Here is a 17981-nt window from a genome sequence, read left to right as displayed (position 1 = left end):
TTTTTGAAGAGCCCAAAATACATACTACATAGTTCGACTATGAAAGTCAAGATCGTTTTGAAGATGAAATCTGATACTATTTAACTTCCTCTTCTTCATCGTCATAGTCTTCATCATCTTCATCAATAATATCTTCTTCAATCTCAAGATCGTCATCATCTTCATCAATATCTTCATCATCAAAATCGTCGGTCTCAAGATCAAGTTCTTCCTCAACTTCATCCAAATCAAGGTCGTCCTCGTCGATCTCTTCAAACTCGTCAAGATCAAGATCTTCCTCGACTGCTTTCTTCGCTTTTTTCTTTTTCGCCTTGACTGTCGGCTGTGTTTCTTCGTCAAGCTGATCATATGGATACCAGCTGCGAAGCCCCCACGTCTGGTCAGAAAGCGCCAGGAAGCGGCCGTCAATGTTTAAATCTGTATAAAATTGAGCGATGCGGTCTCCAAGCTCTTCTTTTTTCACGCCGAGCAAAGATGCAATTTCATTTAAAAGCTCCTGAAAAGGAACTGGTTTTTTATGTTCTTCAAATAATTCGTGAGCGATTTCAACTAAAGCCATTTCCTTTAGCTCTTCCTGTGAATATTGTTTGATACCCAAGGTCGGACACTCCCTTTCTATTACTTATATGTATCTGTTTTATCAATAATGAAAGCGATTTTGTATCGTTCTTATACAAACCATACCTCTCATTATAAACAAAATAAAACAGAATATGCTACCCTTAACAGCGTTAATTTAAATAATTTTACAAGAGTGATCCGACTGAGAGATGTTTTCCGTTAATCCGCGAGCATTCTGGAGATGACAAGTCTTTGAATTTCTTGAGTGCCTTCATAGATTTGCGTGATTTTCGCATCACGCATATAGCGTTCTACTGGGTAATCTTTTGTATAGCCGTAGCCGCCGAAAATCTGCACGGCTTCAGTCGTCACCTTCATCGCCGTATCCCCAGCCATCAGTTTGGACATGGCGGAAGCTTTTCCATATGGAAGGCCTGATGATTCTAACCATGCAGCCTGATAGGTCAGTAGCCTTGAAGCTTCTATCATTGTAGCCATATCCGCGAGTTTAAAAGCGATGCCCTGCTGCTCAGCGATCGCTTTTCCGAATTGCTTTCGCTCTTTTGCATATTGAAGCGCCGCATCAAGCGCCCCTTGAGCGATGCCCACGGCTTGTGCGGCAATGCCGTTTCTGCCTCCGTCAAGCGTCTTCATCGCGATTTTGAAGCCTTCTCCTTCTGCTCCGAGACGGTTTGATGCAGGGACTACACAATCTTCGAACATGATTTCCGTTGTCGGTGAAGAACGGATGCCCAGCTTCTTTTCTTTCTTGCCTGTAAAAAATCCTTCAAAATCCTTTTCTACTATAAAAGCGGTAATGCCTTTTTTCTTTTTCTTGGGATCGGTGACTGCAAAAACAATATAAATATCAGCAACACCGCCGTTTGTGATAAACACTTTTGAACCATTTAACACATAGTCATCGCCGATTCGTTCAGCAGTTGTTTTCATGCCGCCGGCGTCAGAACCTGACCCTGCTTCGGTCAAAGCGAATGCGCCGATTTTCTCTCCTAGGGCCAGCTGTGTTAAGTACTCTGTCTTCTGTTCCTCCGTCCCAAAGGCAAACAGCGGCCAGCTGCAAAGAGAGATATGGGCGGAAAGCGTCACACCGGTGGAGGCGCACACTTTTGACAGCTCCTCCACAGCGATGACGTAGGCCAAATCGTCACTCCCGATTCCACCGTAATCTTCAGGCCACGGAATACCCGTCAGCCCCAGATTTGCCATTTCCCGAAACAGCTCGCGATCGAAGCGTTCTTGTTCGTCTCGTTCTGCCGCTGTCGGAGCCACCTCATGCTTCGCAAAATCGCGCACCAATTTTCGTATCATCTCGTGTTCTTCTGATAATGAAAAATTCATTCCTTCTCCCCCATTTTCAGGTCAGCGCCTAAAACGGATTGAGCCAGAAGCTCGACGACGTCGTATGTTTTGACTTGGTCTTCGGCTTCCTTCGCCTTTGTGCCGTCCCCAAGCATCGTGAGACAGTACGGACAGCCGGAACTGATCACCGATGGGTTGACTGCGAGCGCTTGCTCAGTCCTGGCGACGTTAATCCTGTTGCCCGTTTCTTCCTCCATCCACATTAATCCCCCGCCGGCTCCGCAGCACATGCCGGTTTCCCGGTTCCTCTCCATTTCAATCAGCTGCACGCCCGGAATGGCTTTCAAAATCTCTCTCGGCGGATCATAGACTTCATTGTACCGGCCCAAATAACACGAATCATGGAAGGTAATCGTCTCATGAAGCGGGTGCTGCGGCTTTAACTTTCCGTTTTTCACAAGCTCGGCCAGCACCTCTGTATGATGATAAACCTCGCCTTCAAATCCGAAATCCGGATATTCGTTTTTAAATAAATTGTATGCATGGGGATCGATCGTAACGATTTTTTTGACATCATTTTTTTCAAATTCAGAAATATTCTTCTCAGCCAGCTCTTGGAACAAAAATTCATTTCCGAGGCGGCGCGGCGTGTCTCCTGAATTTTTTTCTTTATTGCCGAGGATCGCGAAGGACACGCCTGCGTGATTGAGCAGCTTGGCAAAGGAAATCGCGATTTTCTGGCTTCTGTTGTCGTAGGACCCCATGGAACCAACCCAGAAAAGGTACTCAAATTCTTTTCCTTCTTTTTTCATTTCTTTCACGGTCGGTATCTCAGCATCCGGCGCCGCGTCACGCCAGTTTTCGCGTTCCTTGCGGTTGAGTCCCCACGGATTTCCCTGCCGCTCGATACTAGTCATCGCGCGCTGGGCGTCACTGTCCATTTTTCCTTCAGTCAGTACGAGGTAGCGGCGGAGGTCGATGATTTTATCCACGTGCTCATTCATGACCGGGCATTGATCCTCACAGTTTCGGCAAGTGGTGCACGCCCAAATTTCTTCCTCTGTGATGACGTCGCCGATCAAGCTTGGATTGTAATCCAGCGCTGCCGCGGCTTCCTGCGACCCGCTGCCCGCTGACGCTGCCGCCAGCTGATTGCCTCTCGTATGTTGGAACGCTGCCGCGGGCACCCATGGCGAGCGCGAGGTGACGGCGGCGCCTTTTTCCGTGAGGTGATCTCTGAGACGCAAAATCAAGTCCATCGGAGACAGCATTTTTCCGGTGCCTGTTGCAGGGCACATATTGGTGCAGCGGCCGCACTCGACACACGCGTACAAGTCAAGCAGCTGGGACTGCCTGAAATCTTCAATTTTACCCGCTCCGTAGCTTTCTTTCGTTTCGTCGGTAAAATCTATTTTTTCAAGTTTTCCGGCAGATTCCATTCGATTGAAAAAGACATTTGCCGGGCCGGCGATTAAATGGGCATGCTTCGACTGGGGCACGTACACTAAAAAGCTAAGCAAGAACAGAAGATGGATCCACCATGCGATATAGAAAATCACTGCCGCACCTGTTTTCCCGACTCCGCTAAGCATAAACGCAATACCTGAAGCAATTGGCTCGCTCCAAGAAAGCCCATGCTCATGCCAGATCAGATTCATCCCGTTCCCAAGCAGAACGGTCAGCATTAAACCTCCGATGAAAATCAGAACGAGTCCGGCTTTGAAATTGCGTTTCAGCCTCACGAGCTTTTCGATATAACGTCTGTAGAATGCCCATCCCACAGCAATTAAAATGAGAAACGTAACGATTTCCTGAAAAAAAGTGAAAGCGGGATAGACCGGGCCAAGCGGCAGATTTCTGCCGGGAGCCAGTCCTTTGATGATAAAGTCAATCGCTCCAAACTGAACCAAAATAAATCCATAGAAAAACATGACGTGAATGATACCGCTTTTCTTGTCCTTGAGCAGTTTTTTCTGTCCGAATACATTCACCCATATGGCGCGAAGCCGTTCCTTGAACCGTTGATCAAATTGTTCTTTCTGGCCGAGCTTGATGTAGGCCAGTCTCGTTTTGACCAAGTACACAAACAAATAGACAGCGTAAGCGGTTACAATCAAAAATAATAATGCATTTGCGATGAGAAAGCCGCTCATTCCAATTCCCCCTTTTTACTGGATAAAGACCGCGATCCCCTACCCCCGAATCTGTATAAGATTACCTTTATGATAAATAATGAATGAGTGTTCAGTCAATAATTAAATTCCCTCTGTTCGGGCACACTACCTTTACTACGGAAAGGAGTGCCGGTATGAAGGTATTTATCGTGATTATGATCATTGTCGTTATTTTTTTTGCTTTGATTCTGCTTGATATCTTCATGGGCCGTGCCGGATACAGAAAGAAGGCGTACGAGCCTGTTTTTTCAAAAAAGAAGAGTGACATCGAATTGATCCACTGCGGATCTGATCTCGTTGAGCGGATGATGAAGGATATTCGCCAGGCCGCCTCTTCTGTTCACATGATGTTTTTTATTATGAAAAATGATGAGGTCAGCCACAATATGTATACCCTGCTGAAAACAAAAGCCCAGGCTGGCGTCTCCGTTTATTTGCTTCTGGATTGGGCGGGCTGCCGGGCAATTAAAAAAACGGCGCTGCAGACGATGAAAAATGCCGGCGTCCATGTCCATGTGATGAATCGTCCCCGTTTTCCTTTTTTCTTTTTTCACATGCAAAAGCGGAATCACCGGAAGATTACGGTGATAGACGGAAAAATCGGTTATATCGGCGGGTTTAACATCGCCGAAGAATATCTTGGAAAGAAGGCGAAGTTCGGCAATTGGGAGGATTATCATCTGCGTATAAAGGGAGAAGGCGTACATGATCTTCAAACGCTTTTTGCTTCCGATCTAAAACGAAATACCGAAATCACATTGGGTTCGGATGTTTGGCCAAAGCTTCAGCAAGGGAATATTTCTCACAAGATCTATGCGACCGACGGTTATTCCCTTGAAAACATATACTTGGCCAATATCGCCCAAGCGAAGAATCGCCTTACGGTTTGCACGCCTTATTACATTCCATCAAAACCGCTCCAAGAAGCCCTCCTCAATGCAAGAAAAAACGGCGTATCCGTGAGAATCATTGTACCGATGAAATCAGACCATCCGCTGGTGAGAGAAGCGGCTTTTACGTATTATTCGGAGCTCTTGGATGCCGGCTGTCTTATTTATCGTTATTATCAAGGGTTTTATCATGTAAAAGCTGTCATCATAGACGACCATCTCAGCATAATCGGAACAGCCAACTTCGATAAACGAAGCCTGTTTTTAAATGAAGAGGTGAATGTCGAAATTGATGACGAAGCGTTTACAAGTGAAGTCTATGCCACGATTGAGGAGGATATGAAAAAGTCGGAGCTGCTGACGATGGAGGATTTCAGCAAGCGCACATTCAGGCAGCGACCGGCGGAATGGCTCGGCAAGGCGTTATCTTATTTCTTATAAAGGAGAGTTCCTATGATTTTCAGATTCGGGTTCGTTTCAAATGCGATGAGCCTTTGGGATGCGTCTCCCGCTAAAACATTGACATTCGCGCGTTATTCAAAGCTTTCAAAGACTGAAAGAAAAGAAGCGCTTCTGACTGTGACAAAAGCCAATTTACGCAATACGATGAGAACCCTTCACTATATCATTGGACACGGCATTCCTTTGTACCGTTTTTCCAGTTCGATTGTGCCGCTGGCTACGCACCCCGAAGTGATGTGGGATTTTGTAACACCATTTCAAAAAGAGTTTCGGGAGATTGGAGAGCTTGTGAAAACACATCAACTGAGATCAAGCTTTCATCCAAACCAATTCACTCTGTTTACGAGCCCGAAGGAATCTGTCACAAACAATGCGTTAACCGATATGGCGTATCATTACCGTATGCTTGAAGCCATGGGCATTGCTGATCGCTCCGTGATCAATATTCATATTGGCGGCGCTTACGGCAATAAAGACACCGCGACCGCACAATTTCATCACAATATAAAACAGCTGCCACAGGAGATCAAGCAGCGGATGACACTTGAAAATGATGATAAAACATATACGACGGAAGAAACGCTTCAGGTCTGTGAGCAGGAGAATGTTCCGTTTGTCTTTGACTTTCATCATTTTTACGCCAATCCAGATGATCACGCCGACCTGAATGAAGCGCTGCCCCGGATGATCAAAACGTGGGAGCGGATCGGCCTTCAGCCAAAGGTTCACTTGTCTTCCCCAAAATCGGAGCAAGCCATACGCAGCCATGCCGATTATGTTGACGCCAACTTTTTGCTGCCGCTGTTGGAACGCTTTAGGCAATGGGGAACAAATATAGATTTCATGATCGAAGCAAAGCAGAAAGACAAGGCGCTTCTCCGCTTGATGGATGAATTAAGCTCCATCCGCGGTGTCAAACGCATTGGCGGCGGCGCGCTGCAATGGAAGTCATAAATGTGCAAAAACAGGTTTACGGCTTGCTCGCTCTGGGAACATAGGCTATATAAGACAACAATCGATGGAGGAGAAAGATCATGAAAAACATCAAGTCTCTGAAAGTAGCCGCACAGGCATTTACTTTAAGAAATTTGATTCATCTTTATAAAATGTGCCATTCCGGAAGTCACGAGGTTTATATTTACTCAAAGAAAACGATGTGCAAAATCAAAAGCTTAATTGAGCTTGAAACATTCCGCATGGCTCATAACGAAAAGGAATATCTGATCGTAGTGGAAGGAACAAAAGCGCCACAGCTGATTGAGAAATTCCAAAATCTCATCGAGCCTGCTGAAAGAGAAGCGCTTTAAATTTACATATAAAAAGGATAGACATCTTGTCTATCCTTTTTCTTATGATCTTACATAATGGAGCTGAACCGCTTGTCCAAATTGTTTCATCCCTTTTAGCCGTAGCTTTGTTTCGTTCGTTAGCTCTTGAAACAGCGGGATGCCGCTTCCTAACACAACCGGAATAATGGTGATGATGAATTCGTCGATGGCATCTTCTTTCATAAAGGCATTCACCAGCTCTGCCCCGCCAGCTATCCAGATGTTTAAGCCTTTTTCCTGTTTCAAACGGTCAGTGAAGGCTCTGGCTCCCTCATTGATAAACGTCACATGTTCATCCTGATAACTGTCGGGCGATCCTGTAAAAACATAGCAGGTTTTATCCTGATACGGGAAAACGGGGGTTAGCACTTTAACGTGCTCATATGTGCTCCGCCCTAAAATGACTGTATCAACAGTCTGATAAAAATCACTGTAGCCGTTGTCGCCTTCACCTTCAAATTCATCCAGCCAATTGATGCTTCCATCTTCTCTTGCGATCATCCCGTCCAATGAAACAGCAATGTACAGCACATTTTTTCTGTCCATGTTCTCCCCCTATCGCTGCACCATTTGCCCGAATTGCGCTTGATGCAGCCTGCTGTATAGGCCTCCGGCTTCGATCAGGTCTTGATGACGGCCTTGTTCTTCAATCCCATTGTTTGTAACGACTACAATTCTGTCCGCGTCTTTGATTGTCGCCAGCCTGTGGGCGATGACGAGCGTCGTGCGCCCCTCGGACAACTCTTGAAGCGCCTTTTGGATCGCCGCTTCCGTTTCCGTATCAAGGGCTGAGGTGGCTTCGTCGAGAATCAGGATCGACGGATTTTTCAAGAACATCCGCGCAATTGACAAACGCTGTTTTTGCCCGCCGGAAAGCTTCACGCCGCGTTCGCCAATCATAGTATCCAATCCATCCGGCATGCTATGGACGAGATCTTCCAGATGCGCCTGCTTCACAGCCTGCCAAATGTCTTCTTCTGATGCGCCTAATCGGCCGTAGGCGATATTTTCTCTAAGCGTACCCGCGAATAAGAAAACGTCCTGCTGTACGACGCCAATTTGCCCGCGCAATGAAGAAAGCGTCATGTCTTTTATGCTGATGCCGTCAATTGTAATGTCGCCCTCCGACGCTTCATAAAAGCGCGGAAGCAGGCTGCAAAGCGTTGATTTTCCCGCACCTGACGGACCAACGAACGCAACCGTTTCCCCCGCTTGAATGGATAGGTTAATGTCATTGAGGACGTTGTGATGGTCATCATAGCCAAACGAAACATGTTCATAGCGGATATTGCCCTTCAGGCCGGAAACATCTCTCGCATCAGGTAAATCCTGAATATCCGGCTCGGTCTCCATGAGTTCCATATAGCTTTTGAAACCGGCGATCCCCCTCGGATACATTTCAATAATGGCATTAATTTTGTCAATAGGCCTGAACAGCACATTCGTCAGGAGCACAAACGCCACAAATTCCCCGTACGATAAGGAGCCGCGAATAACAAACCACGTCCCGCACAAAAGGACAAACAGCGTGACAAATCTGGTCAGCATATAGCTGATTGAACCGTTTTTCGCCATGATTTTGTAGGAAGAAAGCTTTGTGACACGAAAACGCTGGTTGTTGACGGCGAAGCGTTCTTTTTCAAACGCTTCATTGCCGAACGCCTGCACAAGCCGGATCCCGCCGATATTATTTTCTACCCGCGCGCTGAAGTCCCCGATATCTTTGTTCAGTGTGGTAAATGCTTTGGTCATCTTTTTGTTGAAATAAAGCGCCAGCCAAATGACGATCGGCATAATGATAAACGTTAATAATGCCAGCTGCCAGTTAATAAACAGCATCACTCCGAACGCACCAAGAATGGTCATGACGGCAATGAATAAGTCTTCCGGACCGTGATGGGCAACTTCACCGATATACATTAAATCGTTCGTCAGCTTCGACATCAGGGTTCCCGTCTTGTTGTTGTCGTAAAATTTAAACGGGAGCTTTTGCAAATGGTCAAAAAGCGACTTTCTCATATCCGTCTCGATATTAATTCCGAGCATGTGCCCCCAGTAGGTCACAATATACTGAAGAGCTGAGCTGAGCGCATACACCGCAAATAAGCCGATTGAGGTCGCGATGATCAGCCCCCAGTCCCTGCCCGGCAGCAAGGTATCAATAAAATAATTGACGATCAAAGGAAAGCTAAGCTCCATTAAACCTCCCGCGATCGCTGAGAAAAAGTCGAGAAAGAACAACGTTTTATATGGTTTATAATATGAAAAAAATTGCCGCAGCACCCTATCTTCCCCCAATGTATAAATAACTGATAATATTTCTCAATTATACTATACACAGGCCGTTTTGAAAGATCAGATTTCTTTTTTCTTACAAAACCCCTGAAAACAAACGGGCAAATGACTCTTTTGTCCGGTCAGCCACGCCTCTTTTATAAAAGCCGACAGGGCTGAGCTTTTCACTTTCCTGCATATCCTCTTCAAAATGGGCCTCGAGGGTGCGAATCGCTTCAGCATCCGTAAAGAACACATTCACTTCAAAGTTGAGCTGAAAGCTGCGCATGTCCATATTCGCCGTGCCAACGGAGGCGAGATCGCCATCAATGATCATGACTTTTTGATGCATGAAGCCTTTTTGGTAGGAGTACACTTCAATCCCCTCAAGAAGCAGCTCCGGGAAATAGGATCTCGACGCGTATTGGGTCAAAAAGCTGTCGTTCCTCTCCGGCACCATAACCCTTACCTCCACGCCTTTTGTCGCTGCTGCTTTCAGCGCTGTGCGAATGGATTCATTGGGGACAAAATAGGGCGTGGCGATCCAGATTGACTTCTGTGCGGAAGAAATCATTTCATAGTATAGGTCGCTCATGCTTTCCTTCATGTCAGGGCCTGTCGCGACAATTTGATAAATGCCCCCTCCCTCCACGGGCACAGGGGTATTGTACTCTTCTTGATCAATTAACACTTCATTGGAGACGTATTCCCAATCCAGCATAAAGATGGCGTGAAGCGTTTGCACAATCTCACCTTCCAGCCGCAGGTGCGTGTCTCTCCAAAACCCGATGTGCGGATCCCGGCTGATATATTCCTTCCCGACATTTAAGCCGCCCACGAAGCCGGTTTTTCCATCGATGATCACAATTTTCCGGTGATTTCTGAAATTCAGCTTCTGGTTGAAGAACCCGTATTTCAGCGGAGAGAACGGAACGATATTCACTCCCGCTTGTTTCATTCTCATAATGTCTCTTCTTGACAGTTTCATGCTCCCTGCCGCATCGTATAAAAACCTCACCTCGACACCCTGGCGCGCTTTTTCCATCATAATGTCCATCATGCCGCGCCCAAGCATGTCTGATTTAAACATGTAGTATTCAATATGTATGTAAGACTCCGCTTTTCTCATCGCTTTGAAAAGTTCAGGGAAGGTTTCTTCGCCGTTTTTCAGCACTTTGATCTTGCTTTTCGTATTGATATTCATATGGGCAGCCCTGATGGAATATGTAAAGAACCTCTCTTGATTGTCCTTCAGCCCTGTCACTTCGGGCGTTTCCTCCTTGTCAAACAGCTTCCTGAGCTTCTCCCTGTTATACATTCGTTTTGTCTTAAACAGCTTTCCCTTTACATAAAGCTGTCCGGAAAAGAGATAAAACACGTAGCCGACGATTGGAAAAAAGACAAGAATGTGGATCCATAACAGCGTGTGCTGCGAGGTGCGATTTTCAAGAATTAATGAATAGATGCTGAACAAAATAATGCTTATATAGCAAAGCAATCCTCCGTAAAACTCAAGTCTGGAAACCGGAAAAAACCATATGACATATGCCCCGATGAGCATCATATATAAAAAGAAAAATTCCAGTCTCCTTTTCAGCATCCTAATTCTCTCCTATCTGATTCGATTACCTCTGTATTACCTCTTTTTTCTAGTCTGTAAACCTTCTATGCAAAAAGCCTCACCGCAAAAAAGCGGAAAGGCCTATGATGAGGCTTCCTGAGATTGGCCGGGTGTCATGTTCTTGAGCATAACCGGCTTGAGGGAGTAGCTGCTTTTGATTTTATTTTTGAAGAAGCCGACGATCAGGCCCGTGACCGCGATGGACACTAAGGAGCAGAGCCCTTTCAGCAAGCCGACTGAGAAAATGCCGGCCAGCACTGCGGCAAAATCGAAGAGAAAATTAACTGTCCCGGGGTTCCAGCCGTATCGTTTTTGCAGAAATAAAGCAAGAATATTGGCACCGCCGAGTGAAGCCTGATGGTAAAACATGAGCGACAGGCCGAGCCCGATCAGCGCCCCGCCGCAAATCGCCCCGGCAAGCGGTGAAAAAGAGGCAGACGGCAGCCAGTGATCCGCGCTTGTGAACAGAGTCAGCGCCGTGACTGCAAATACGGTAGATAGAGTGAATCTGATGCCCATTCTGATGAGAGAAAACACATAAAACGGGATATTGATCAGAAAGAAGATGATGGCAAACGAGGAGTGAAACCAGTATGTGAGGCTTAGTGACAGTCCAGCCGTGCCGCCGGTTAATACATGAGAATGTCTGAGTGTCAGGATTCCGGCGCTTGTCATAACACAAGCCATTAAAATGAGTAAAATCCGCTTCATTCTTCACTCTCCTTTTCAGATGATGCAATACAAACATAACAAGACTGCCGGCCGCCCAGCCATTATCTTGGCAGAAAATATCTTATGTTTTCATCAAGATAAAAAAATCCCCCTCTTGAAGGGGGATTTTTACGAGCGTTTCCGATACACGACATAGCTTCGAGTCAGATACTTGAGCGGCAGACTGAACACATGAACCAATCTTGTAAACGGCCACAGGATAAAAACAACGTAGCCTATCACAATATGAAACTTAAACCATAGCGGGACACTCTCCATCAACGAGGGGTCAGGTCGGAACAAAACGATTTCCCTGAACCACGGTCCGACTGTTGTCCGGTAATCAAAGCCTTTCGAATCAATGTTGAGAAACGTGGCCGCAACACCCGACAGCATCATGAAAAGCAGCAGGATGAGCGTAAGGATATCCGATGGCGAGCTGGTTTTGCGGATTCTTTTGTCAAACAGCCGTCTGTACGTCAGGATGACAAGTCCGGTACATGCCGCAATCCCCGCCGGCAGGCCTGCACCAATCGCCATTTTGTGATACATGTGCTCTGAAATGCCAATTGCACCATACACGCCTTCCGGGATCAAAATTCCCATGACATGCCCGCCGACAACGCACAGCAGTCCCCAATGAAAAAGAGTGCTGCCCGCCGCAAGTTTTTTCTTTTCTAACATCTCGCTTGATTTCGCCGTCCAGCCAAATTGGTCATGCTGGTAGCGGTAAATATGGCCGCCGATAAAGATCGTCAATACAATGTATGGCATCACGCCCCAGAGGATCTGTCCGTTCATGCCTGAACAGTCCCTTCAATGCTTTCACGAACGCCGAGGTTTTCCAGCGCGGCCAGCAGCACGTGCAGCAGCTCAGCGTATATGCTGTCATTTTTTTCGAGGCGGGATGCCAGCTCCCTTACATTTGACAGATATTTCTCAAACACACTTCTCGCTGCTTCAATTTCTGCAACTGCGGCAAATTCCAGCATCAGCGGCAGGTAATCTGGCAGTTCCTTCTCTGTCGGCAGGAAACCGGATTGCTGATAGGTGTTTTTTAAATGCAGCAATTCGATGCCGCGTTCCCTTTGCTCGCCTGAGTTAAAGTAGGTGACATACATATTTGTTTTTTTCCCGAAGTCGAATGTATAGACATAGTGTTCAATCAGCGCTTCCGGAGAAAAGCTGGCTGACGCCTCGAAAAAGTACAGCAGCTTCTCCCGGATTTGCCGGTTGCCGATTTCATGGATAAGAGCCTTCCAATCGGGAAGCTCGGCTCTCCACTCTTCATCCGGATAAGAGAGAAGACAGGAAAGAGCAGAGAACGTGATTTGCCGGTCTGTGGTGTTCATCTTGTTACACCTCATTTATCAAAAGTTAGAAACAGGAGCCGGGACCGCCTGAAAATGATAAGCCGCAGCTTCCTTGTTCAGCGTATAAATCTGATACTTCTTCTCGATGGCTGCTCGGAATCACAAAGCGGTCATCATATTTGGCAATCGCAAGCAGCCGATACATATCTTCAATTTGCTGTTCTGTTAAGCCGACACTGGAGATCAGTTCCGGATCGATTGATTTATTCGTCTGGACCGCTCTCATATACTGGCGCATGACAGACATTTTCTTTAATGTTGACCGAATATGATCCGTATCACCGGCTGTTAACAGCTGCGCCAAATAATCTATCGGGATTCTCATTTGGTCGATAGCCGGAAAAATATCTTCCGCCGTTTGCCGGCTGCCTTTTCCTTCAAAGAGATTCATAATCGGGCTGAGCGGCGGAATGTACCACACCATTGGCAGCGTGCGGTACTCAGGATGAAGCGGCAGCGCAATCTTCCAGTCAATGATCATTTTATAGATCGGCGATTGCTGCGCAGCCTCTATCCATTCAGCCGGAATGCCTTGTTCTTTTGCCAGCTTGGCAACCTCAGGATCATTTGGGTCAAGAAAAACGTCTAATTGTGAATGGTAGAGATCCTTTTCATTTTCAACAGATGCCGCTTCCTCCACTTTGTCCGCGTCATACAGCATGACGCCGAGGTAGCGGATTCTGCCAACACACGTCTCGGAGCAGATGGTCGGCAGCCCCGCCTCCAAACGCGGAAAGCAGAGTGTGCATTTTTCGGCTTTGTTCGTTTGCCAGTTAAAATAGACTTTTTTATAAGGACACGATGAGACGCAATATCTCCATGAACGGCATGCGTTTTGATCCACAAGCACAATGCCGTCCTCCTCGCGTTTGTACATGGCGCCGGACGGACAGGATGAAACGCACGCCGGGTTGATGCAGTGCTCGCAAATACGGGGCAGATACATCATAAAGACCTCATCGAATTCTGTTTTGATCGATTCCTCCATCTTTTGCACGTTTGGATCTTCAAGTCCCGTTATGTGGCCGCCTGCGAGATCATCCTCCCAGTTCGGCCCCCATTCGATATTCATGAAATCCCCCGTCAAGGACGATTTCGGTCGTGCCACTGGCTGGTGTTTTTTCTGCGGGCTATTCGTTAATGTTTCATAATCATAGTTCCAAGGTTCGTAGTAATCATCAATCGTCGGCTGGTTCGGATTGTAGAAAAGGCCCGCAAGCCGGTTTGTTTTCGAGCCTGATTTCAGCTCGAGCTTCCCTTTTTTCAATGTCCAGCCGCCTTTATATTTGTCCTGGTCCTCCCATTGCTTCGGGTAGCCGATGCCCGGCTTTGTTTCTACATTATTGAAGTACATATATTCCGCACCGGTACGGTTTGTCCACGTGTTTTTACAGGTGACGCTGCACGTGTGGCAGCCGATGCATTTATCCAAGTTCATGACCATACCGATTTGCGCTTTAATCTTCAAGCCAATCGACCTCCTTCAGCTTGCGGATGACGACATTCAGGTCGCGCTGATTCCCCGTTGGACCGTAATAGTTAAAGCCGTAGCTGAGCTGGGCGTAGCCCCCGATCATCTGTGTCGGCTTGACGTGAATCCTTGTCGGGCTGTTATGGGTGCCTCCGCGGTTATTCGTCAGCTTTGTTCCTGGCACGTTGATGTGGCGGTCCTGGGCATGGTGCATAAACGCCATTCCTTTAGGAATCCGATGAGACAAAACCGCTCTCGCGACGACAACGCCGTTTCGGTTGAAGCATTCAATCCAATCGTTGTCTTTGATATCCGTGTCCTCTGCATCATCTTTATTCATCCATACGGTCGGCCCGCCGCGGAACAGCGTCAGCATCGGCAGAGAATCAAAATACATGCTGTGGACAGACCATTTATTATGCGGCGTCAAATAATTGAGGACGATTTCTTTTCCCTCTTGATCAGGCCGCTTGCTCAGAAACGGGCGGTGTTGGAGGATCGGTTTAAATGTCGCCATCGTTTCACCGAATTCCATCATCAGTTCATGATCGACATAATAGGATTGTCTGCCTGTCAGCGTTCGCCACGGGATTAATTTCTCCACATTCGTCGTAAACGGCGAGTACCTGCGCCCGCCTTTTTCTGAGCCGGTAAACGCCGGAGAGGTGATGACCGTTTTCGGCTGGGCTGTAATTTGTTCGAACGTAAAGCATTCTTCCTCGCGCTCTTCCGCCAGGTCTTTCAGCTTCAGGTTTGTGATGTTTTCAAGTGATTCCCATGCTTTTACGGCGACCTTTCCATTCGAAGTGGACGATAGGGTTAAAATCGCTTCTGCCGCCTGCTTTGCTTCACTTATATTTGGACATCCCTTTGCCACGCTGTCTGAGGTGATTTCTCCCAGTCTCTTTTTGAGTGATTCATATTCATCGGCTATTGACCAGCTCATCCCTTTTGTTCCGCTCGGCTTTAAAGCAGCGTTAGGACCGAGTGCGGTCATTTTATGAAAAATGTGTTTGTAATCCCGTTCAACGACTTGGATGTTCGGCATCGTTTTTCCCGGAATGGCTTCACATTCGCCCTTGCTCCAGTCATTGATTTTGCCGAATGGCTGGGCCAATTCCTGCATGGTGTCGTGGAGGAGCGGCGTCGCAACCACTTCTTTCACCGGCTCCATATCGACTTCTTCTGCCAGATCTGAAACGGCTTTTGACAGCGCCTTGAAAATATCCCAGTCTGACTTCGATTCCCACGGAGCCGAGATCGCCGGAGCAAATGGATGAATGAACGGATGCATATCCGTGCTGCTGAGATCGTGTTTTTCATACCATGTCGCCGCCGGCAGCACGATATCAGAATACAGCGCCGTACCCGCCATTCGAAAATCAAGATTGATTAATAAGTCGAGCTTTCCTTCCGGCGCCTGCTCCCGCCATTTGATTTCTTCTGGGCGGATGCTGTCGCTGTCGTCATTCATTAAACCGTTCGTTGTCCCCAGCAAATGCTTGAGAAAATATTCATGCCCTTTTCCTGAGCTTGAGATCAGATTTGCCCGCCATACAAAGAGATTCCTTGGGAAATTCACTTCATTGTCAGGATCTTCAATTGCGAATTTCAGTTTTTTCTCTTGGAGCTGTGAGGCCACGAACGCACCTATGTCTTCAGGTGTTGCTGCCCCTGCTTTTTCAGCTTCTTTATACAGATCGATGCCATTTTGATTGAAAGTCGGGTAAGACGGAAGCCACCCTAGCCGCGCCGCCAGCACATTGTAATCAGCGTGGTGCTTGTAGCGAGATGACGCAGCAATCGGTGATGCCAAATCACTGATCGGCTGGTCCTCATAACGCCACTGATCTGTCGCAAAGTAGAAAAATGAAGTGCCGTTTTGCAGCTTGGGCACGCCCTCCCAGTCCTTTGCAGTTGCAATCGTCTGCCACCCTTCAGCAGGTCGGAGCTTTTCCTGCCCGACGTAATGGGCCCAGCCTCCGCCATTTACGCCTTGGGCGCCTACAAGCAAAACAAGATTTAACACTGCTCGGTAGATCGTGTCGGAGTTGAACCAGTGGTTAATGCCGGCTCCTACGATAATCATGGACCGGCCGTCTGTATCGATCGCATTTTGAGCAAACTCTCTGGCAATCTTAACGACAGCTTCTTTTTTGATTCCTGTCATTTGTTCCTGCCAGGCAGGCGTAAACGGCTCAGGATCATCATAGGAGACAGCTTGTTGTTCGCCGATGCCCCGATTTACGCCGTAGTTAGCCAGTATCAAGTCAAACACGGTCGTGACGTACGTCTCTTCACCGTTCAGGTTCATTTTTTTAATAGGAAGATCCCGCTCGATCACTTTGTTTCCGTCATTTGAAAAATACGGGATGCGCACCGTACCGATTTCATCTTCTATTCCGAGCACAGAAAGACGGGGTTCAATCGCTTCTCCTGTTTCTTCATCAATCATATGCAGGTTCCATTTCTGCTTCCCGTCCCAGCGGGAACCCATTGTCCCCTGCGGTATGGCAAATGCGCCTGTCTGTTCATTCCAGACCGCGGGCTTCCACTGATCATGCTTTGTCTGCCGCCCGATGTCCTTCGCATGCAAAAACCGGCCTGCTGTGTATACGCCATTTTCTTTTGATAAGGTGACGAGAAATGGAAAATCAGTGTATTGCTTCGCATACTCAATAAAACGTTCAGTTTCTTGGTTCACGTAGAATTCCTGAAGAATGACGTGACCCATGGCCATCGCAAGCGCCCCGTCAGTCCCTTGGCGGATACTCAGCCAGTCATCCGCGAACTTTGAGGATTCCGCAAAATCCGGACTGATCGAAATGACCTTAGCGCCTTTATAGCGGGCCTCCGCTAAAAAGTGCGCGTCAGGGGTTCTCGTTAACGGCACGTTGGAGCCCCATGTGATGATATAGCCTGAATTGTACCAATCACTGCTTTCTGGAACGTCCGTCTGGTCACCCCAAATTTGCGGGGACGCCGGCGGAAGATCCGCATACCAGTCATAAAAACTGAGCATAGGGCCGCCGATTAACGACATAAACCGGGAGCCTGACGCGTGGCTGATCATGGACATGGCCGGAATCGGAGAAAAGCCGACATTCCGGTCTGGCCCGTATTTCATCACTGTATACAGCAGAGAGGCTGAAATCAGCTTCAGCACCTCCGGCCATTCAGCACGAACAAAACCGCCTTTCCCTCTCGCCTGTTTATAGGACTTCGCTTTTTCAGGGTTTTCAACGATTGATTTCCAGGCATCCAGCGGATTTTGATGCATCTGCAATGCTTCCCGCCACAAATTGATCAGCACACCGCGCACGTATGGATATTTCACACGGAGCGGGCTGTAGATATACCATGAAAAACTGGCCCCCCGCGGACAGCCTCTCGGTTCGAAATCAGGCATATCCGGGCCTGTTGATGGATAATTCAAATTTTGTCCTTCCCACGTGACAATTCCGTTTTTCACATAAATATTCCAGCTGCAAGACCCCGTGCAGTTAACGCCGTGGGTGGAGCGAACGACTTTGTCGTACTGCCATCTGTTTCTGTATACATTCTCCCAATCGCGATCTTCGCGGGTGGTTTGGCTATGTTTATTTGAATGGTGTTCTATAGGAGAGAAAAAATTCAATCTCCTAAACAACGGACTCATTTTCTTTTTCTTCATGAGAGTTCACTCCTTCCGAGTCAGGTGGTGCTAAGTTCACTATAAACAGAGACAGCGTGTTCCCTTGTGAACTATGTCACACACTCTGCTTTTTTCACAAAATGTTCACACAAAGGAGAAGGA

14 protein-coding genes are annotated in these 17981 nt (G+C 47.3%); 3 read left to right on the top strand and 11 right to left on the bottom strand.

Going from position 1 to position 17981, the window contains the following annotated elements:
• Positions 1 to 76 precede the first annotated feature (76 nt).
• The 3 genes from rpoE to BFW96_RS02185 form a co-directional block, all read right to left on the bottom strand.
• Entirely contained in the window at positions 77 to 598 is a 522-nt protein-coding gene (gene rpoE, locus BFW96_RS02195) for a DNA-directed RNA polymerase subunit delta (protein WP_069150494.1), read from the bottom strand.
• 182 nt (positions 599 to 780) lie between these two features.
• Complete coding sequence (gene acdA, locus BFW96_RS02190; RefSeq protein ID WP_069838517.1) at positions 781 to 1920, bottom strand: acyl-CoA dehydrogenase AcdA; 1140 nt, start codon at positions 1918 to 1920, stop codon at positions 781 to 783.
• The gene (locus BFW96_RS02185) at positions 1917 to 4034 is read right to left on the bottom strand and encodes a heterodisulfide reductase-related iron-sulfur binding cluster (RefSeq protein WP_040081536.1); all 2118 of its coding nucleotides are present in this window, start codon (positions 4032 to 4034) and stop codon (positions 1917 to 1919) included. The genes acdA and BFW96_RS02185 overlap by 4 nt, the downstream gene beginning before the upstream one ends.
• A 155-nt stretch (positions 4035 to 4189) precedes the next feature.
• On the opposite strand from BFW96_RS02185, the gene cls (BFW96_RS02180) reads away from it, so the two are divergent.
• The 3 genes from cls (BFW96_RS02180) (at position 4190) to BFW96_RS02170 (ending at position 6714) form a co-directional block, all read left to right on the top strand.
• Positions 4190 to 5386 carry a cardiolipin synthase gene (gene cls / locus BFW96_RS02180; protein WP_069838516.1) on the top strand — a complete coding sequence of 399 codons (1197 nt, stop codon included), beginning with the start codon at positions 4190 to 4192 and terminating at the stop codon, positions 5384 to 5386.
• 12 nt (positions 5387 to 5398) lie between these two features.
• A complete protein-coding gene (uvsE, locus tag BFW96_RS02175) occupies positions 5399 to 6361 on the top strand; it encodes a UV DNA damage repair endonuclease UvsE (RefSeq protein ID WP_069838515.1) in 963 nt (320 codons plus the stop codon).
• 80 nt (positions 6362 to 6441) lie between these two features.
• Entirely contained in the window at positions 6442 to 6714 is a 273-nt protein-coding gene (locus tag BFW96_RS02170; protein ID WP_014665748.1) for a hypothetical protein, read from the top strand.
• 42 nt (positions 6715 to 6756) lie between these two features.
• Here the strand turns inward: BFW96_RS02170 and BFW96_RS02165 are convergent, their stop codons facing one another.
• The 8 genes from BFW96_RS02165 to BFW96_RS02130 form a co-directional block, all read right to left on the bottom strand.
• Positions 6757 to 7281, bottom strand: a complete 525-nt coding sequence (locus BFW96_RS02165) for a dihydrofolate reductase family protein (RefSeq protein WP_069838514.1) — start codon at positions 7279 to 7281, stop codon at positions 6757 to 6759.
• A gap of 9 nt (positions 7282 to 7290) precedes the next feature.
• The gene (locus tag BFW96_RS02160) at positions 7291 to 9018 is read right to left on the bottom strand and encodes an ABC transporter ATP-binding protein (protein ID WP_040081533.1); all 1728 of its coding nucleotides are present in this window, start codon (positions 9016 to 9018) and stop codon (positions 7291 to 7293) included.
• Between the two features lie 88 nt (positions 9019 to 9106).
• A complete protein-coding gene (gene cls, locus BFW96_RS02155) occupies positions 9107 to 10609 on the bottom strand; it encodes a cardiolipin synthase (RefSeq protein ID WP_069838513.1) in 1503 nt (500 codons plus the stop codon).
• Positions 10610 to 10711: 102 nt separating this feature from the next.
• The gene (locus BFW96_RS02150) at positions 10712 to 11341 is read right to left on the bottom strand and encodes a YitT family protein (RefSeq protein ID WP_069838512.1); all 630 of its coding nucleotides are present in this window, start codon (positions 11339 to 11341) and stop codon (positions 10712 to 10714) included.
• A gap of 129 nt (positions 11342 to 11470) precedes the next feature.
• Positions 11471 to 12142, bottom strand: a complete 672-nt coding sequence (gene narI, locus BFW96_RS02145; protein ID WP_014665753.1) for a respiratory nitrate reductase subunit gamma — start codon at positions 12140 to 12142, stop codon at positions 11471 to 11473.
• Positions 12139 to 12693, bottom strand: a complete 555-nt coding sequence (gene narJ, locus BFW96_RS02140; protein ID WP_069838511.1) for a nitrate reductase molybdenum cofactor assembly chaperone — start codon at positions 12691 to 12693, stop codon at positions 12139 to 12141. Before narJ ends, narI begins: the two co-directional genes overlap by 4 nt.
• A gap of 25 nt (positions 12694 to 12718) precedes the next feature.
• On the bottom strand, positions 12719 to 14182 hold the full coding sequence (gene narH, locus BFW96_RS02135; RefSeq protein ID WP_014665755.1) for a nitrate reductase subunit beta: 1464 nt from the start codon (positions 14180 to 14182) through the stop codon (positions 12719 to 12721).
• Positions 14172 to 17858, bottom strand: coding sequence for a nitrate reductase subunit alpha (locus BFW96_RS02130; RefSeq protein WP_069838510.1), 3687 nt, complete (start codon positions 17856 to 17858; stop codon positions 14172 to 14174). Before BFW96_RS02130 ends, narH begins: the two co-directional genes overlap by 11 nt.
• Between the last annotated feature and the right edge of the window lie 123 nt (positions 17859 to 17981).

The organism is Bacillus sp. F56, from assembly GCF_001748205.1.
Lineage (GTDB): Bacteria > Bacillota > Bacilli > Bacillales > Bacillaceae > Bacillus > Bacillus stercoris.
Note: the sequence above shows the minus strand (reverse complement) of the source record. Positions and strands in the feature narration are given on the sequence as shown.